Here is a 14,864-nt window from a genome sequence, read left to right as displayed (position 1 = left end):
GAGATGGCGATGGCCGTGCAAGCCTACAACCTCAAACGTGCTATTTCGGTACTCGGGGCACGCCGCATGATCGAGCTGCTGACCTGAGCGCTGCACTTTGCATCATTGCACTAGTAAAAACACAAACGCCCCGAAACAATCGAGGCGTTTGTATTGAACCGGTTCAGTTCAGAACGTTTTCACACAGTCTGCTAGGCGGGTTTTTTGTTTGTGCATTCAGCCGGCTTAGCCGTTGAACACATCGTCCACCGAGTTCAGCGGATAGTGCTTCGGATACGGCAGAGTCGCCACACCGGATTCGATGGCAGCCTTAGCCACGGCGTCGCAGACCACGGTGATCAGGCGCTGATCCATCGGTTTCGGAATGATGTACTCGCGACCGAACTCCAGCTTGATGCCGCCGTACGCGTCGCAGACATCCTGCGGCACTGGCAGCTTGGCCAGATCACGCAGGGCCAGGGCAGCGGCGATCTTCATTTCTTCGTTGATGCGGGTGGCGCGAACGTCCAGCGCACCGCGGAAGATGAAGGGGAAGCCCAGCACGTTGTTGACCTGGTTCGGGTAGTCGGAACGACCGGTAGCCATGATCACGTCATTGCGAGTCTCATGCGCGAGCTCCGGCTTGATTTCCGGATCCGGGTTGGAACAGGCGAAGACGATCGGGTTGGCCGCCATACGCTTGAGATCTTCCGGGCTCAGCAGGTTGGCACCGGACAGGCCGACGAACACGTCAGCGCCGTCGAGCGCGTCGGACAGCGTGCGCTTGTCGGTCTCGGTGGCGAACACGGCCTTGTACTGATTCAGGTCGTCACGGCCAGCATGGATCACGCCCTTGCGGTCGATCATGAAGATGTTCTCGACCTTGGCGCCCATGCTCACCAGCAGCTTCATGCAGGAGATGGCAGCAGCACCGGCGCCCAGGCAGACGATCTTCGCCTCCTCCAGGGTCTTGCCGGCGATTTCCAGGGCGTTGAGCATACCGGCGGCGGTCACGATCGCGGTGCCGTGCTGGTCATCGTGGAATACCGGAATGTCGCACTGCTCGATCAGTGCGCGCTCGATCTCGAAGCACTCGGGGGCCTTGATATCTTCCAAGTTGATGCCGCCGAAGGTGATGGAGATGCGTTTTACGGTGTCGATGAAGGCCTGCGGGCTTTCCGAGTCGACTTCGATATCGAACACGTCGATACCGGCGAAACGCTTGAACAGTACGCCTTTACCTTCCATCACTGGCTTGGAAGCCAGCGGGCCGAGGTTACCCAGACCGAGGATGGCAGTGCCGTCGGAGATCACGGCTACCAGGTTGCCTTTACCGGTGTAACGGTAGGCCAGCTCGGCATCACGCGCGATTTCGCGAACCGGCTCGGCGACACCCGGGCTGTAGGCCAGCGACAGGTCGCGGGCGGTAGCAGTGGCTTTGGTCAACTCGACACTCAGCTTACCGGGACGGGGCTGGGCGTGATATTCGAGAGCGGCAGTTTTTAGATCTGACATAGTGGCATTTCCGCTTTTGTTGGCTGTTGAACGGGCAGGCGGCCGAGGATACGCAAGTTGTATACACCTGCACAAGACCGTTCGGTCGCGATTGAAGCGCCGCACTAGCGCAGCGTTTTCAGCCACTCGCCAGGGCGCGGCTCACCGCTTGGATAGAACCCATTGAGCAAACGCAACTGGGCCTCGCCATCAGTTGGCAGCGGCGAGTCCTTGGCCAGAGTAGACAGGCTCTGCCCCGCCTTGGCCCGTATCAAGCGCAGGCGCACCGGCTCGGCCAGCTTGCGTTCGGCCGCCTTCAGTGGCCGGTAACTGCGGATGACCTCGAGGAAACGCTGGTCCTCGGTTTCCAGCGAAGCGCGCCCCTTCACCGCCCCCACGAACAGGTACGCACTGTCGCCACGATAAATCACCGCCACGCGCCGCGCCGACTGCCCCTGCAACACCGCCGTATAGCCTTGCAGCGCCCCCAGACGCAGCTCCTCACCAGCAACCAGGCGCTGATTGCCAACGCGCCGGCGCAGATACTCGGCGGGCGAAAGCTGCTTGTCCGCTGCCTCCAGCGTCATGGCGATAAAGGCTTGCTCATCCTGGGTATGGCCGATAAGTACATCGGGACGATTGACCAGTTGCCAGCCCTGCGGATAGGTCAGAGTGAAGTCCAGTTCGCCGTGATAGAAATGGCGCCCGCGGCGAATGCCACTGGCTGCCGAATCGCCGAACACCAGGCCGTCGAGCATCTGCAGAAAATTGTCACGCCCCACTTCCTGATTGCCACCCACCAGCGCACTCGCCGGGCCGATCACCTCTTGCAAACGACGATCGTTATCCGGGTGCGTGTCGAACAAACCGTGGTAACCACCCGCCGCTGGCGCCTCTCCACGCTTGGCCGCCTGCTCGCGGGCGAAATCCTCCTGCCCCTTGAGCACCTTGACCACTTCGATCATCGCCTTAGGATCGTAGCCACCACGCGCCAGATATTGCGCGCCGAGGCCATCGGCCTCCAACTCCATGTCGCGACCGTAGCCGCGCACGAAGGCATTGCCCATGACGCTGGTCAGATCGCCCAACGCGCCGACACCGGTACCGATGGCGGCGGCCTGGCCGAGCAAGCCCCAGGCCGTGGACTGACTCTGCTGGCGCACGCTATGACGCGCCGTCACGTGACCGACCTCATGCCCCAGCACGGCAGCCAGCTCTGCCTCGGAGTTGAGATAGGCAAGCAGGCCACGATGGATATAGATGTAGCCGCCCGGCAGCGCGAAGGCATTGACGTCCGGACTGTCGACCAGGGTGAAGACGTAGTTGAGCTGGTTGCGATGGCTGCTGCGCGCTACCCGCTCGCCCACGCGCTGTATATAGGCCTGCAGCTTGGCGTCTTCGTAGCGCGGGTATTGCCTGAGGATTTCCTGGTTGTAACGCGCGCCGAGGTCCAGCTCCTGACGCTCGCTCATCATCACGAAGTCGGTGCGACCGGTCGCCGGGTTGACCGCACAACCGGCCAGCCAGCTGCAGCACAGACACAGCATCAATGCACGCATCATGGCAACACCTCCAGCATCGCCGAATGGGTAAGCGGCAACATCCAGCGTGCCTGACCGGATTTCAAGCCACCGCGACTCTGGCGGTCGATTACCCAGCCGCGCGCCTCCACTCGCCGCCCCTTGAGTTTCTGCAAAGCGGGCAGATCGAACTCGCCGAGCAGTTCGGGCGCGACGCGCAGCACCCGACCGCCATCGAGATCGATCCACAGGCCGCCGCGATTGCGCTGCACCTCGACGACCCGACCGCCGAGCAGGGCGAAACCGCCACCTTTCAGCTGACCGGCCGCCTTCACCTGATTGGTACGCCATAGGCCGAGGCGCTGACGCCGCGCCTGGCGCTCGGCCTGCGCCTGACAGCTGGCCAGCGCAGCATTGGGAGCCACCGCAACCATGAAACCGAGACCTTCACTCAGCAACTGCGCTTCGAGATTACGCCCCTGGCGGTCATAGAGATGCGCCAGGGTGCGCCCGTAGCGGTCCTTGCGCTGCTTGCCGTAAAGCAGGCCGACGTGCCCTTCGCTGGCATCGACCAGCGCCTGCAGACGGCGCCTGGATTGCACGGCGAAAGGCTCGTCACTGCGGCCCTTGCGCCCCAGTTCAGGTGCGTTGATACCAATCAGGCGAATGCTGCGCCCATCGGCCAGGCGCACCGTGTCGCCATCGACCACCTGGCGCACGGCGACCTGAGCAAGATCGGTACGCGGTGGACAAAAGGCCTGGGCTAGGCCGGCACAAAGCAGAGAAACGAAAAAGGCGCCCACCAGGGACGCCTTTTTCAGTATCACGGAGTGGCGCATGCCAGTTTCCGTTTTCGTTCGGTCGCTTACTTGGCGCCGAATACGCCGAAGCGCTGCTTGAAGCGATCGATACGGCCGCCGGTGTCCAGCACTTTCTGCTTACCGGTATAGAACGGGTGGCACTCGGAGCAAACGTCCAGGCTCAGGTTCTTGCCAATGGTGGAGCGGGTCTTGATCACGTTGCCGCAGGAGCAGGTGGCGTCGATCTCGACGTAGTTCGGATGGATATCGGCTTTCATGGTGCTTTCCTCGGGGTAGTCGTGCCGCCACCCGAACAATGTCAGGCACCGCACAGAAATAGGCCGCGCATCTTACCAGACACCCGACACGATGCAAGCTGCGCAAGGTGCCGGCCGTCGCGTGCTAAGATCGCCGGCCTGTCAAAGGAGCTCCTGGCTTGCCCAACCTGATCCTGCGCCTTGCCCTGCCCTCGCCGCTGCGCCGCCTGTTCGACTACTTCGCCCCCGCTGGCGTATCGCGCAGCGCCTTGCAGCCAGGCGTGCGCTTGCGCGTGCCCTTCGGCCGGCGCGAGATGATCGGCGTACTGGTTGAAGTCGACAGCCAGAGTGAGGTACCACTCGACAAGCTCAAGCCCGCCCTGGAATTGCTCGATGCTCGCCCACCGCTACCGGCGTCGCTGTTCAAGCTGTGCCTGTGGACGGCGCAGTACTACCAGCACAGCCTCGGCGACACCCTGAGCTGGGCCTTGCCCGTGTTGCTACGCCAGGGCGAGCCGGCCGAAACCCGCCAGGAGCGTTACTGGCTGGCCAGCAAAGGCGCCAGCGTCGACGACCCACGCCTGGCCCGCGCGCCACGCCAGCGCGACGCGCTCAAGGCTCTGGCGCAACACCCTCATGGCGTGGCCCACAGCCTGCTCAGCCAACTGCAACTCAATCGCGACAGCCTGCAGCTGCTGCATGAAAAGGGACTGGTGCGGGTCGAGGTGCGCCGCACCCAGCCGCATGCCAAGCCCGCGCACTGGCTGGCGCAACCGGAACTGCCGCTGAACGCAGAGCAGCGCGCCGCAGTGAATGCCGTGGCGTCGGGCTGGAATCAGTTCAATGCCTTCCTGCTCGCGGGTGTTACCGGCAGCGGCAAGACCGAGGTCTACCTGCAGCTGATCCACCAATGCCTGGAAGCCGGCAAGCAGGCGCTGGTGCTGATCCCCGAGATCAACCTCGGCCCGCAGACCTTCGACCGCTTCGCCCGCCGCTTCAACGCACGCATCGCCCTGCTGCATTCGGCGGTGAACGACCGCGAGCGTCTGGACGCCTGGTTGGCGGCGCGCGATGGTGAGGCCGACATCATCATCGGCACCCGCTCGGCCCTGTTCACGCCAATGAAGAACCCTGGGCTGATCATAGTCGACGAAGAACACGACGCCTCTTATAAACAGCAGGAAGGTCTGCGCTATCACGCCCGCGATCTGGCACTGGTACGCGCCCGCCAGGAAGACGTGCCGATCGTGCTCGGCTCCGCCACGCCCTCACTGGAGAGCCTGCACAACGCCTATAGCGGCCGTTACGCCCTGCTCAAGCTGACCCAGCGCGCGGGCGGTGCCAGCCAGCCGCGCTTCCTGCGTCTAGACGTGAAGAGCCGGCCGCTGGACTCGGGCATCTCCGGGCCGATGCAGCAGGCCATTGCCCAGACCCTGGCGGCCGGCCAACAGGTTCTGGTATTCCTCAACCGCCGAGGCTTCGCCCCGACCCTGCTCTGCCACGACTGCGGCTGGCTCTCCGAGTGCCCGCGTTGCGATGCGCGCATGACCGTGCACCAGCGTTATCAGGAACTGCGCTGCCACCATTGTGGCCATGTCGAGAAGCAACCAAGCAATTGCCCGAAATGCCAGCACGTCGACCTGCGCCCGGTCGGCGCCGGCACCGAGCGCGCCGAGGAGCGCCTGGCGCTGCTGTTCCCCGATTACCCGGTGCTGCGCATCGACCGCGACAGCACCTCGCGCAAGGGCGCGATGGATCGCCTGTTCGCCACCATCAACAAGGGCGAGCCGTGCATCCTGGTCGGCACGCAGATGCTCGCCAAGGGTCACCACTTCCCAAGGGTGACGCTGGTGTCGATCCTCGATGCCGACGGCGGCCTGTTCTCGGCGGATTTTCGCGCCAGCGAGCGCATGGCGCAGTTGATCGTACAGGTCGCTGGCCGCGCCGGGCGGGCCGAGGAGCTAGGCAAGGTGATCATCCAGAGCCACCTGGCCGATCATCCGCTGCTGGTGCAACTGACAGAACAGGGCTACTTCGCCTTCGCCGAACAGGCGCTGAGCGAACGCCGCAGCGCCGGCCTGCCGCCGTTCTGCCATCTGGCGCTGCTGCGCGCCGAAGCGCACAAGCCCGGCCAGGCAGAAAGTTTTCTCGATGAGGCCTGCAGCGAGGCCGAACATCTGCTGGGCGAGCTGGGACTGTCCGGCATCGAACTGCTAGGCCCGGTACCGGCGCCGATGGAACGCCGCGCCGGACGTTTTCGCGCGCAACTGCTGCTGCAGGGCAATGCCCGCGCCCCGCTGCACCGCCTGCTCAACCATTGGCTGCATGCACTGGAGCAAATGCCCAGCGGCCGCGCAGTGCGCTGGTCGCTGGATGTCGACCCGATCGATCTTTTCTAGGCCTCAGGCTGCAAGCTGCAGGCCGATCGCTTTGCCTGAAGCCTGTGGCCTGCAACCTGCAGCTACTTCTATAATGCGCAGTTTTCGACCAAAGCCCCAAGGCAACCCGAGCCGAACATGAAAGACAGCATTCGCCACCTGATCCAGCAAGCCCTCGACCGCCTGACCGCCGAAGGCGTGCTGCCAGCGGGCCTGACGCCGGCCATCCAGGTGGAGAACACCAAGGACAAGAGCCACGGCGACTTCGCCAGCAACATCGCCATGATGCTGGCCAAGCCGGCTGGCATGAAGCCGCGCGACCTGGCCGAGAAACTGATCACAGCCCTGCCGGCCGACGCGCAGATCACCAAGGTGGAAATCGCCGGCCCCGGCTTTCTCAACTTTTTCCAGAACAGCGATGCCCTGGCCCAGCGCCTGGAGGCCGCGCTGACAGATGCCAAGCTGGGCGTACGCAAGAACGGCCCGGCGCAGCGTGTGGTGGTCGACCTGTCGGCGCCCAACCTGGCCAAGGAAATGCACGTAGGCCACCTGCGCTCGACCATCATCGGCGACGGCGTGGCGCGCGTGCTGGAGTTTCTCGGCGACACGGTGATCCGCCAGAACCACGTCGGCGACTGGGGCACCCAGTTCGGCATGCTGCTGGCTTATATGCAGGAAAACCCGGCCGCCGCCGAAAGCGAGCTGGCCGACCTGGAAGGCTTCTACCGCGCCGCCAAGAAGCGCTTCGACGAATCCCCCGAGTTCGCCGACCGCGCCCGCGAGCTGGTGGTGCAGCTGCAGGCCGGCGACGCCGAGTGCTTGCGCCTGTGGCATCGTTTCAACGACATCTCCCTGTCGCATTGCCAGGCGCTGTACGACCGCCTCGGAGTCAAGCTGAGCATGGCCGACGTCAAAGGCGAGAGCGCCTACAACGACGACCTGCCGAAAGTGGTTGCCGAGTTGGCCGCCAAGGGTCTACTGACCGAAGACAACGGCGCGCAGTGCGTATTCATGGACGAGTTCAAGAATGCCGAAGGCAAACCGCTACCGCTGATCGTACAGAAGGCCGGCGGCGGCTACCTGTATGCCACCACCGACCTGGCCGCCACCCGCTACCGCGCCGGCACGCTCAAGGCCGACCGCGTGCTGTACTTCGTCGACCAGCGCCAGGCCCTGCACTTCCAGATGGTCTTCGCCTGCGCGCGTCTGGCAGGCTTCGTCCCCACCAGCATGGAAATGGAGCACATGGGCTTCGGCACCATGAACGGTCCGGACGGTCGCCCGTTCAAGACCCGTGACGGCGGCACCGTGAAACTGGTGCAACTGCTCGACGAAGCCGAACAGCGCGCCTACAGCCTGGTCAAGGACAAGAACCCGGACCTCGGCGAAGACGAACTGCGCAAAATTGCACGCGTGGTCGGCATCGCCTCGGTGAAATACGCCGACCTGTCCAAGCACCGCACCAGCGACTACAGCTTCAACTTCGACCTGATGCTGAGCTTCGAGGGCAACACCGCCCCCTACCTGCTGTACGCCTACACCCGCGTAGCCGGCGTGTTCCGCAAGCTAGGCAAGGGCGTGGACGAGATCGGCGGGCAAATCACCCTGGTTGCCGATCAGGAGCAAGCCCTGGCCGCCAAGCTGGCACAATTCAACGAGCTGCTCGGCAACGTCGCCGACAAGGGCACGCCGCATATCCTTTGTGCCTACCTGTATGACCTCGCCGGTCTGTTCTCCAGCTTCTATGAGAATTGCCCGATCCTGAGTGCCGAGGACGAAGCCACCCGCGACAGCCGTCTGCGTCTGGCCGCCCTCACCGGCCGCACTCTCAAGCAGGGCCTGGAGCTGCTCGGCCTGGAAACCCTGGAGCGGATGTAAATGGCAGCGCGCAAGAAGCCGGCACCGAAACGCGGCGCCAGTCGCTATCAAGCACCGGCGAAGAAGCCCGTACCAGGATGGATCTGGCTGGCCTGCGGCCTGGTGGTCGGTGGTTTCTTCATGTTCCTGTTCAGCCTCGAACCGGGCCGTGACGAGATCAAGCGCGACAAGGGCGAGCAGGTGCGCAGTACCAAACCGGAGCCGAAGCCGACGCAACCCGAGCCGTCCAGACCCAAGTACGATTTCTACACCCTGCTGCCGGAGTCGGAAGTGATCCTGCCGCAGGCACTGGAAGAAACGCCGCCCCCCGTGCCCGAACAGAAACCGGTCACCCCGGAAGAAGCGGCGAAGATCGACACCGCTCGCGCCGAAGCTGCGCTCAACGGCCAGGTGCCGCCGCCTCCACCACCGGTGCTGGCCAATGCTCCGGTCACTACGCAGTTCTTCCTCCAGGCCGGCTCGTTCCGCAAGCGCGACGACGCCGACGCCGTGCGCGCGCAGATCATCCTGCTCGGCCAGAACGTACGCGTGGAAACTGGCAAGGTGCGCGACGAGACCTGGCACCGCGTCCTGGTCGGCCCCTTCGCCAGTCGCGAGCAACTCGCGGCCGCGCAGAAGACCCTCGCAGGCAACGGCTACAGCAATCTGCTGTTACAGCAGCGCCAGGTCCGCTGATCGCCCAACAGGCCGTTGAAAAACGTAGACGAGGCAGGCTGGCCGAGGCAAAAACAGCCGAAAAAGCGCAGTTTACGCGTTGTAAATGAGCATTTTGAGGCTGTTTTTAACGACGGCCAGACAACGCAGGTAGTTTTTCAACAGCCTGTTGAGCCCGCCGCCGGTTGAAAAGCTGGGGCGGGCACCCCATCTGAGTTTCCATCAGGGCAAGTTCGCCCCGCAGCGTGGAGATTCACCCTTGACCACCATCGTTTCAGTGCGCCGCCACGGCAAGGTCGTGATGGCTGGCGACGGCCAGGTTTCCCTCGGCAACACCGTCATGAAGGGCAACGCCAAGAAGGTGCGCCGCCTCTACCACGGCCAGGTGCTGGCCGGCTTCGCCGGCGCCACCGCCGATGCCTTTACCCTGTTCGAGCGCTTCGAAGGCCAGCTCGAGAAACATCAAGGCCACCTGGTACGCGCCGCCGTCGAGCTGGCCAAGGACTGGCGTACCGACCGCAGCCTGAGCCGCCTGGAGGCCATGCTGGCCGTAGCCAACAAGGATGCCTCCCTGATCATTACCGGCAACGGCGACGTGGTCGAACCCGAAGAAGGCCTGATCGCCATGGGCTCCGGCGGCAACTTCGCCCAGGCTGCCGCGCGCGCCTTGCTGATGAAGACCGACCTGTCTGCCTTGGAAGTGGCGCAAACCGCCTTGGGCATCGCCGGCGACATCTGCGTGTTCACCAACCATCATCAGACCATCGAGGAACTGGACGCTGCCGAGTAGCGTCCACTGCCTCAGAACCTGTTCCCGATGCCGACGAACAGGCGCTCACAGTTTCCCGATAGCGAGCCAGATTCCATGTCCATGACGCCCCGCGAGATCGTCCACGAACTCAACCGCCACATCATCGGCCAGGACGACGCCAAACGCGCCGTCGCCATCGCCCTGCGCAACCGCTGGCGGCGCATGCAGCTTCCGGCTGAACTGCGCCAGGAAGTGACACCGAAGAACATCCTGATGATCGGCCCGACCGGTGTCGGCAAGACCGAAATCGCCCGTCGCCTGGCCAAGCTGGCCAACGCGCCGTTCCTCAAGGTCGAGGCGACCAAGTTCACCGAGGTCGGCTACGTCGGCCGCGACGTCGAGTCGATCATCCGCGACCTGGCCGATGCTGCGGTGAAGATGCTGCGTGAGCAGGAAATCACCAAGGTCCGCCACCGTGCCGAAGATGCCGCCGAAGAGCGCATCCTCGATGCCCTGCTGCCGCCTGCACGCCAGGGCTTTGGCGACGAGCCTGCGCGCAGCGAGGATTCCAATACCCGTCAGCTGTTCCGCAAGCGCCTGCGCGAAGGTCAGTTGAACGACAAGGAAATCGATATCGAAGTGGCCGACTCGCCCATGGGCGTCGAGATCATGACCCCGCCGGGCATGGAGGAGATGACCAACCAGCTGCAGAACCTGTTCTCCAGCATGGGCAAGGGCAAGAAGAAGAGCCGCAAGCTCAAGGTCGCCGATGCCCTCAAGCTGGTGCGCGACGAGGAAGCCGCGCGCCTGGTCAACGAGGAAGAACTCAAGGCCCGCGCACTGGAAGCCGTCGAGCAACACGGCATCGTCTTCATCGACGAGATCGACAAAGTGGCCAAGCGCGGCAACACCGGCGGCGCCGATGTTTCTCGCGAGGGTGTGCAGCGCGACCTGCTGCCGCTGATCGAGGGCTGCACGGTCAACACCAAGCTGGGCATGGTCAAGACCGACCATATCCTGTTCATCGCCTCGGGCGCTTTCCACCTGAGCAAGCCGAGCGACCTGGTGCCCGAGCTGCAAGGTCGTCTGCCGATTCGCGTCGAGCTCAAGGCACTGAGCCCGCAGGACTTCGAGCGCATCCTCAGCGAGCCGCACGCTTCGCTTACCGAGCAGTACAGTGCGCTGCTGCAGACCGAGGGTTTGAGCATCGAATTCGCCGAAGACGGCATCAAGCGTCTCGCCGAGATCGCCTGGCAGGTCAACGAGAAGACCGAGAACATCGGTGCCCGTCGCCTGCACACCCTGCTCGAACGCCTGTTGGAGGAAGTCTCCTTCAGTGCCGGCGATCTGGCTGGCCAGCAGAACGGCGAACCGATTCGCATCGACGCAACCTACGTCAACGGCCACCTCGGTGAGCTGGCGCAGGACGAAGACCTGTCGCGCTATATCCTGTAACAGGCCGTTGAAAAACGTAGGCGAGGCAGCCAGTGCAAGGCAAAAACAGGCGATAAAGCGGAGTTTACGAGCTGTAAATGAGCATTTTGAGCCTGTTTTTAACCCAGCAATGGCAACGTAGGTAGTTTTTCAACAGCCTGGTAAATCCAGGCGCACGATCCTGTCGCTGGTGACCCGCGCCATTCTGTAGGAGCGGATTTATCCGCGAATTTCGCGGCTGAAGCGCAATGCCGCCCAGCCGCTCCTACAGGACAGTGCAAGCCCCCCCAAAAGATCACGGAAATCAGCCATGCCCATCCCCAGCGCGATCAAACTGCACAAGGCCTCGAAAACCCTGGAGCTGCGTTATGGCGAGCAGAGCTATCGGCTCAGTGCCGAGTTTCTGCGCGTGCATTCGCCCTCGGCCGAAGTGCAGGGGCATGGCAAGCCGATCCTGCAGACCGGCAAACTCAACGTCGGTCTCGAGCGCATCGAACCGGCTGGCAACTACGCACTGAAACTGTGCTTCGACGATGGCCACGACAGCGGCCTGTTCACCTGGGACTACCTGTACGAACTGGCCACACGCCAGGACGCGCTGTGGACCGACTACCTGGCCGAACTCAGCGCTGCTGGAAAATCTCGCGACCCCAGCGAGTCGGTCGTCCGCCTGATGCTCTGAGCGGCTGCAAAAGCCTCGACGCAGAGCGCTCGCGCCCATCACATAGAGTCACGTTAGCGACAGTTAGAGCGCGTTTTCTAATCTATCGCGGCATACTCCTGCCCCACTGACCAGCTTGCTTAACTTCAAAAACTCGGGTAACCAAGGAACTGGCAGGTTCCCTGCATTTGGCTGTGCCAGATGCAACGAAAGATGCGGACTCGATCCGCCCCCGGTTAACCCGAGCAGTACCAGGCCCTGTGTCGCCGCGCGCCCCCACAGGCCGGTATTCGTCTCAGGACAATGGAGCGTCGTAGATGAGTGATAAGAATAACGAAGACCTGAAACGCCAGGCCTCGGAAAACACCCTGGGGCTCAACCCAGTGATTGGCATCCGCGGCAAGGATCTCCTGACATCTGCCCGCATGGTGCTCACCCAGGCACTCAAGCAACCCTTCCACAGCGCCAAGCATGTCGCCCATTTCGGCCTCGAGCTAAAGAACGTCATGCTCGGCCAGTCCGCGCTCAAGCCTGAAGACGGTGACCGCCGCTTCGCCGACCCGGCCTGGAGCCAGAACCCGTTGTATCGCCGCTACCTGCAGACCTACCTGGCCTGGCGCAAGGAACTGCACGACTGGATCGAGCACAGCTCGCTGTCCGAGCAGGACGCCAGCCGCGGCCACTTCGTGATCAACCTGATGACCGAAGCCATGGCACCCTCCAACAGCATGGCCAACCCGGCCGCGGTCAAACGTTTCTTCGAAACCGGCGGCAAGAGCCTGCTCGACGGCTTGTCGCACCTGGCCAAGGACATGGTGCACAACGGCGGCATGCCCAGCCAGGTGAACATGGAGGCCTTCGAGGTCGGCAAGAACCTGGCCACCACCGACGGCGCCGTGGTCTTTCGCAATGACGTGCTGGAGCTGATCCAGTACAAGCCGATCACCGAGAGCGTGCATGAGCGCCCGTTGCTGGTGGTGCCGCCGCAGATCAACAAGTTCTATGTCTTCGACCTGTCGCCGGACAAGAGCCTGGCGCGCTTTCTGCTGCGCAGCCAGGTGCAGACCTTCGTGGTCAGTTGGCGCAACCCAACCAAGGCGCAGCGCGAGTGGGGCCTGTCCACCTACATCGAGGCGCTAAAGGAAGCCATCGACGTCATCTGCGCCATTACTGGCAGCAAGGACGTCAACATGCTCGGCGCCTGCTCTGGCGGCCTGACCACCGCCTCCCTGCTCGGCCACTACGCTGCTCTCGGCCAGCAGAAGGTCAACGCTCTGACCCTGCTGGTCAGCGTGCTCGATACCCAGCTCGACACCCAGGTGGCGCTGTTCGCCGACGAGAAGACCCTGGAGGCAGCCAAGCGCCGCTCCTACCAGGCCGGCGTGCTGGAAGGCAGCGACATGGCCAAGGTGTTCGCCTGGATGCGCCCCAACGACCTGATCTGGAACTACTGGGTCAACAACTACCTGCTCGGCAACGAGCCGCCGGTGTTCGACATTCTCTACTGGAACAATGACACCACGCGCCTGCCAGCCGCCCTGCACGGCGAGTTCATCGAGATGTTCCAGACCAACCCGCTGACCCGTCCGGGCGCGCTGGAAGTCTGCGGCACACCGATCGACCTCAAGCAGGTCACCTGCGATTTCTTCGTCGTCGCCGGCACCACCGACCACATCACGCCGTGGGACTCCTGCTACAAGTCGGCTCACCTGTTCGGCGGCAAGTGCGAGTTCGTGCTGTCCAACAGTGGCCACATCCAGAGCATCCTCAACCCGCCGGGCAACCCCAAGGCGCGCTACATGACCAACAGCGAGATGCCGCTGGACCCGAAGGCCTGGCAGGAAAGCTCGACCAAGCATGCTGACTCCTGGTGGCTGCACTGGCAGACCTGGCTGGCCGAGCGCTCGGGCAAGACCAAGAACGCGTCCACCACCCTGGGCAACAAGAAATTCCCGGCCGGCGAAGCCGCCCCGGGCACCTATGTACATGAACGTTGATACGGCGCCTCTGGCGCCACACTGCCCGCGGCACTGGGAAGTGCCGCACGTCACGATGGCCTGGCCGGGCGTGACGAACCAGGATTGCCCTGGTCATTCTGGAAGCGGCCAGGATCGTCGCCTCCAGCGCTTAACTCCATAGGGGCTGCGCCCATGCCGCAACCATTCGTATTCCGCACCATCGACCTCGATGGGCAGACCATCCGCACCGCGGTGCGGCCGGGCAACAGCCAGTTGGTGCCGCTGCTGATCTTCAATGGCATCGGCGCCAACCTGGAGCTGGTGATGCCCTTCGTCGCCGCCCTGGATCCGGAGTTGGAAATCATCGCCTTCGACGTTCCTGGCGTTGGTGGATCCTCTACGCCGGCCACCCCTTACCGGTTTCCCGGTCTGGCCAAGCTGGCGGCGCGCATGCTGGACTATCTCGACTACGGTCAGGTCAACGCCATCGGCGTGTCCTGGGGCGGCGCCCTGGCCCAGCAGTTCGCCCATGACTATCCCGAGCGCTGCAAGAAGCTGATTCTCGCCGCCACCTCGGCTGGGGCGGTGATGGTACCGGGCAAGCCCAAGGTGCTCTGGCGCATGGCCAGTCCAAGGCGCTACGTACAGCCGTCTTACGGTGTGCGCATCGCCCCCGATATCTATGGCGGCGCCTTCCGCCGCGATCCCAAGCTGGCCATGGCGCATGCGAGCAAGGTGCGCTCGGGCGGCAAGATGGGCTACTACTGGCAACTGTTCGCCGGCCTCGGCTGGACCAGCATCCATTGGCTGCACAAGATTCGCCAACCGACCCTGGTGATGGCGGGCGACGACGACCCGCTGATCCCGCTGATCAACATGCGCCTGCTCGCCTGGCGCATTCCCAACGCTGACTTGCACATCATCGACGACGGCCACCTGTTTCTGGTGACCCGTGCCGAAGCGGTGGCGCCGATCATCATGAAATTTCTCGAAGAGGAGCGGCACCGTGCGGTGATGCACCCGCAGCCCACCCCGGTTCGCCAGCATTGACGGCACCGGCATGGTGCGCAATGTTCTGCATGCTCGAGAAAGGGGCCGGT

General features: G+C 63.5%; 12 protein-coding genes. 8 read left to right on the top strand and 4 right to left on the bottom strand.

What is annotated here, in order from left to right; translation table 11 throughout:
- Positions 1-225: 225 nt before the first annotated feature.
- From ACNFCJ_RS02365 to rpmE, 4 genes are all read right to left on the bottom strand, one after another.
- Complete coding sequence (locus ACNFCJ_RS02365) at positions 226-1,494, bottom strand: malic enzyme-like NAD(P)-binding protein (RefSeq protein ID WP_416769573.1); 1,269 nt, start codon at positions 1,492-1,494, stop codon at positions 226-228.
- 104 nt (positions 1,495-1,598) lie between these two features.
- Positions 1,599-3,035, bottom strand: coding sequence for a M48 family metalloprotease (locus ACNFCJ_RS02360; RefSeq protein ID WP_416769571.1), 1,437 nt, complete (start codon positions 3,033-3,035; stop codon positions 1,599-1,601).
- On the bottom strand, positions 3,032-3,832 hold the full coding sequence (locus ACNFCJ_RS02355; protein ID WP_416769569.1) for a thermonuclease family protein: 801 nt from the start codon (positions 3,830-3,832) through the stop codon (positions 3,032-3,034). Before ACNFCJ_RS02355 ends, ACNFCJ_RS02360 begins: the two co-directional genes overlap by 4 nt.
- A 26-nt stretch (positions 3,833-3,858) precedes the next feature.
- Complete coding sequence (rpmE, locus tag ACNFCJ_RS02350) at positions 3,859-4,071, bottom strand: 50S ribosomal protein L31 (protein WP_024306629.1); 213 nt, start codon at positions 4,069-4,071, stop codon at positions 3,859-3,861.
- A 158-nt stretch (positions 4,072-4,229) separates the two neighbouring features.
- Here rpmE and ACNFCJ_RS02345 point away from each other — a divergent pair, with 158 nt between their 5' ends.
- The 8 genes from ACNFCJ_RS02345 (at position 4,230) to phaZ (ending at position 14,814) form a co-directional block, all read left to right on the top strand.
- On the top strand, positions 4,230-6,449 hold the full coding sequence (locus ACNFCJ_RS02345; protein ID WP_416769566.1) for a primosomal protein N': 2,220 nt from the start codon (positions 4,230-4,232) through the stop codon (positions 6,447-6,449).
- A 117-nt stretch (positions 6,450-6,566) separates the two neighbouring features.
- Positions 6,567-8,306, top strand: coding sequence for an arginine--tRNA ligase (gene argS / locus ACNFCJ_RS02340; RefSeq protein WP_416769564.1), 1,740 nt, complete (start codon positions 6,567-6,569; stop codon positions 8,304-8,306).
- Entirely contained in the window at positions 8,307-8,981 is a 675-nt protein-coding gene (locus tag ACNFCJ_RS02335; RefSeq protein WP_179546006.1) for an SPOR domain-containing protein, read from the top strand.
- A gap of 238 nt (positions 8,982-9,219) precedes the next feature.
- Positions 9,220-9,750: an ATP-dependent protease subunit HslV gene (hslV, locus tag ACNFCJ_RS02330; protein WP_004372920.1), complete on the top strand. Its 531-nt coding sequence runs from the start codon at positions 9,220-9,222 to the stop codon at positions 9,748-9,750.
- A 75-nt stretch (positions 9,751-9,825) separates the two neighbouring features.
- Entirely contained in the window at positions 9,826-11,166 is a 1,341-nt protein-coding gene (hslU, locus tag ACNFCJ_RS02325) for an HslU--HslV peptidase ATPase subunit (protein ID WP_099522797.1), read from the top strand.
- 289 nt (positions 11,167-11,455) lie between these two features.
- Complete coding sequence (locus ACNFCJ_RS02320) at positions 11,456-11,827, top strand: gamma-butyrobetaine hydroxylase-like domain-containing protein (protein ID WP_416769561.1); 372 nt, start codon at positions 11,456-11,458, stop codon at positions 11,825-11,827.
- A gap of 296 nt (positions 11,828-12,123) precedes the next feature.
- Positions 12,124-13,803: a class II poly(R)-hydroxyalkanoic acid synthase gene (gene phaC / locus ACNFCJ_RS02315; protein ID WP_099522799.1), complete on the top strand. Its 1,680-nt coding sequence runs from the start codon at positions 12,124-12,126 to the stop codon at positions 13,801-13,803.
- 153 nt (positions 13,804-13,956) lie between these two features.
- Positions 13,957-14,814, top strand: a complete 858-nt coding sequence (gene phaZ, locus ACNFCJ_RS02310) for a poly(3-hydroxyalkanoate) depolymerase (protein WP_416769558.1) — start codon at positions 13,957-13,959, stop codon at positions 14,812-14,814.
- Positions 14,815-14,864: the final 50 nt, after the last annotated feature.

The sequence above is a fragment of the Pseudomonas sp. NY15364 genome, from assembly GCF_048068235.1.
Lineage (GTDB): Bacteria > Pseudomonadota > Gammaproteobacteria > Pseudomonadales > Pseudomonadaceae > Aquipseudomonas > Aquipseudomonas mendocina_D.
The sequence above is the reverse complement of the archived record's forward strand: the minus strand, read 5'-3'. Positions and strand labels throughout refer to the sequence as shown.

What these genes read in the sequence shown, in the direction of transcription:
- ACNFCJ_RS02320 (WP_416769561.1), top strand. Translation starts at nt 11,456, where the DNA reads ATGCCCATCCCCAGCGCGATCAAACTGCACAAGGCCTCGAAAACCCTG.
- ACNFCJ_RS02360 (WP_416769571.1), bottom strand. Translation starts at nt 3,035, where the DNA reads ATGATGCGTGCATTGATGCTGTGTCTGTGCTGCAGCTGGCTGGCCGGT.
- ACNFCJ_RS02365 (WP_416769573.1), bottom strand. Translation starts at nt 1,494, where the DNA reads ATGTCAGATCTAAAAACTGCCGCTCTCGAATATCACGCCCAGCCCCGT.
- ACNFCJ_RS02335 (WP_179546006.1), top strand. Translation starts at nt 8,307, where the DNA reads ATGGCAGCGCGCAAGAAGCCGGCACCGAAACGCGGCGCCAGTCGCTAT.
- hslU (WP_099522797.1), top strand. Translation starts at nt 9,826, where the DNA reads ATGTCCATGACGCCCCGCGAGATCGTCCACGAACTCAACCGCCACATC.
- argS (WP_416769564.1), top strand. Translation starts at nt 6,567, where the DNA reads ATGAAAGACAGCATTCGCCACCTGATCCAGCAAGCCCTCGACCGCCTG.
- phaZ (WP_416769558.1), top strand. Translation starts at nt 13,957, where the DNA reads ATGCCGCAACCATTCGTATTCCGCACCATCGACCTCGATGGGCAGACC.
- ACNFCJ_RS02355 (WP_416769569.1), bottom strand. Translation starts at nt 3,832, where the DNA reads ATGCGCCACTCCGTGATACTGAAAAAGGCGTCCCTGGTGGGCGCCTTT.
- rpmE (WP_024306629.1), bottom strand. Translation starts at nt 4,071, where the DNA reads ATGAAAGCCGATATCCATCCGAACTACGTCGAGATCGACGCCACCTGC.
- phaC (WP_099522799.1), top strand. Translation starts at nt 12,124, where the DNA reads ATGAGTGATAAGAATAACGAAGACCTGAAACGCCAGGCCTCGGAAAAC.